2 protein-coding genes are annotated in these 2426 nt (G+C 72.3%); both read right to left on the bottom strand.

Features of this window, described 5'->3' with window-relative positions; translation table 11 throughout:
• Positions 1–61: 61 nt before the first annotated feature.
• Positions 62–772 (bottom strand): ABC transporter ATP-binding protein, encoded by a 711-nt coding sequence (locus BIV57_RS23220; protein ID WP_071658827.1) that lies wholly within the window; start codon positions 770–772, stop codon positions 62–64.
• Between the two features lie 63 nt (positions 773–835).
• Positions 836–2323, bottom strand: a complete 1488-nt coding sequence (locus tag BIV57_RS23215; protein ID WP_071658826.1) for an ABC transporter permease — start codon at positions 2321–2323, stop codon at positions 836–838.
• Between the last annotated feature and the right edge of the window lie 103 nt (positions 2324–2426).

The raw sequence follows: 2426 nt of genomic DNA, 5'->3' as shown, positions 1-2426 counted from the left end.
CAGGGCGGGTGGGGTGCCGGGGCGGAGGGGCGGCAACAGGAACCACGGCCCACCGTGACGGTCAGGAGGTCGTCGCTCCCTCCCCGGCGCCGGCGCCGGCCTGCTCGGTCACCCGCACCTCCCCCGCCTTGAGCGTCGCCAGCCGCGTCGCCCGACGCGCCAGCGCCGTGTCATGGGTGACCATCACGAACGTCAGCCCCAACTCCTTCCACTGCCGCTCCAGTTCACCCATCACCTCGTCCCGCATCGCCTCGTCGAGGTTCCCCGTCGGCTCGTCCGCCAGCAGCACCTTCGGCCGCTTCACCAGCGCCCGCGCGATCGCCACCCGCTGCTGCTGCCCCCCGGACAGCTCCGCGGGAAGGTGCGCGGCCCGCTCCGCCAGCCCCACCGACTCCAGCGCCTCGCCCGCCCGGGTGCGCCGCTCCGCCGTGCCCACGCCCAGCGGCACCAGCGCCGTCTCGACGTTCTCCTGCGCGGTCAGCGTCGGTATCAGGTTGAAGGACTGGAAGACGAAGCCGATGCTCTCCGCCCGCACCCGCGTCAGCTTCGCCTCGCTCAGCTTCCCGAGGTCGGTGCCGTCCAGCTCGACGCTGCCCTTGCTGGCCCGGTCGAGCCCGCCCAGCAGCTGAAGGAGCGTCGACTTCCCGCCGCCGGTGGGCCCCTGGATGACGAGCCGGTCGCCGTCCGGGATGGTCAGGTCGATACCGCGCAGCGCCCGCACCTTGGCGGCGCCGCGCGGGTACGTCTTCACGACGTTTCTCAGTACATACATGGTGGAGGTTCCAAACCGCTCAACGGGGACAGAGGGGACGAAGGGAGCCGCGGGCCCGGCGCGTCACTCGACGCGCCGCAGCGCGTCCGCCGGCCGCAGCCGCGACGCGCGCCAGCCGCCGTAGCCGCCGGCGATCAGCCCGCCGGCCACGGCCAGCACCACGGCGAGCACGATGACGGTGACGGAGACCGGCGCGGAGAGGGCGATGTCCAGCGTCTTGGACGCCGCCTGCCGCCCGAACCCGCCGCCGCCCCCGCCGGGGCCGCCGCCGGGGCCGCCCTGGCCGCCGCCCATGCCGCCGCTCCCGCCGAGCGAGGCGGTCAGCGTCGGGCTGATCGCCGTCACCACGTACGACGCGGCGACGCCCAGCACGATGCCGATCACGCCGCCGAGCAGCCCGTTGGCGAGTGCCTCGCCCATCACCTGGCGGGTGACGCGGCCGCTGGTCCAGCCGACCGCCTTCAGCGTGCCGAACTCCCGCACCCGCCGGCCCACCGCGGAGGCGGTCAGCAGCGCGGCCACCACGAACGCGGCGATCAGCACCACGATCGACAGCCACCGGCCGACCTTGGTGGCCAGCGAGGACGCGGTGGAGAGCGAGCCGGAGACGGTGGAGGCGAGGTCGGCCGAGGTGGTGACCGTGGTCCCGGAGATGTTCTTCTGGATCGCCGCCTTGACCGAGGAGATGTCCTTGGAGGACGCGGTCTTCACATAGACGGTGGTCACCTTGTTCTTGGCGTCGCCGAGCGTCTGGGCCTGCTTCAGCGGGATGTAGACGTTGGCGGAGGAGGACCCGCTGTCGGCGGTGGCGATGCCGACGACCGTGAACTTCGTCCCCGAGATGGTGAGCGTGCTGCCGGTGCTCAGCTTCTTCTGCTTGGCGTAGGAGGAGTCGACGACCGCCACCTTGGCGTCGGTCTCGGACGCCTTGAACGTCCGCCCCTTGGTGATCTTCGAGGAGGTGAGCGGGCCGAGCCCGAGGTGCGCGGTGTCGGTGCCGTAGACCGAGTAGGAGTTGACGTTGAAGTCGGCGCCGCCGCCCTGCACGCCCCCGCCCGGCTGGCCGCCGCCCTCGCCGCTGCCGCCGCGCGCGCCCTGCCCCGCGCCGCCGGAGGACTGGTTCTGCTTGTACTGGCCCTGCTTGAACTGGCCGTTGATCTTGACGACGTTGAGGCTCAGCCCGCCGACCGCCTGGGAGACGCCGCTCTGCCCGGCCACCTGGGACACGGTGGAGGAGGACAGGCTCTGGAAGCCCTGTACCATCACCCGGTCGCTGCTCTGCGTCTTGCTGCTGCCGTTCGACTGGGCGCCGAACTTGAAGCGCGGGCCGCTCTGGCCCGAGCTGCTGGGGGCCTGCGCCGCCTTGCTGACCGTCATGTCGGTGCCCAGGCCGTAGAGGGACTGCAGGACCTTGCCCTGCGCCTGGTTCATTCCGGACGACACCGAGCTGACGACGATGACGAGCGCGATGCCGAGGGCGAGTCCCGCGGCGACGACGAGCGAGGCCTTTCTGCGGCGCCGCAGCTCGCGCCTGAGGTAGGTGAAGAACATGGCCGGAGGTTAGGCAGGGACGGTGAGGAAGCCGTGGGGCCGGAGTAAGAGGAGCATGAGAACGCCTGCTCGCCCCACCCCGGCCCCGGCCCCCGCCGACCGC

Origin of the sequence: Mangrovactinospora gilvigrisea (genome assembly GCF_001879105.1) — a bacterium.
Taxonomy (GTDB): Bacteria; Actinomycetota; Actinomycetes; order Streptomycetales; family Streptomycetaceae; genus Mangrovactinospora; species Mangrovactinospora gilvigrisea.
Note: the sequence above shows the minus strand (reverse complement) of the source record. Positions and strands in the feature narration are given on the sequence as shown.

Excerpts from the sequence above, each read along its gene's own strand:
- BIV57_RS23220 (WP_071658827.1), bottom strand. The coding sequence starts at position 772 with ATGTATGTACTGAGAAACGTCGTGAAGACGTACCCGCGCGGCGCCGCC.
- BIV57_RS23215 (WP_071658826.1), bottom strand. The coding sequence starts at position 2,323 with ATGTTCTTCACCTACCTCAGGCGCGAGCTGCGGCGCCGCAGAAAGGCC.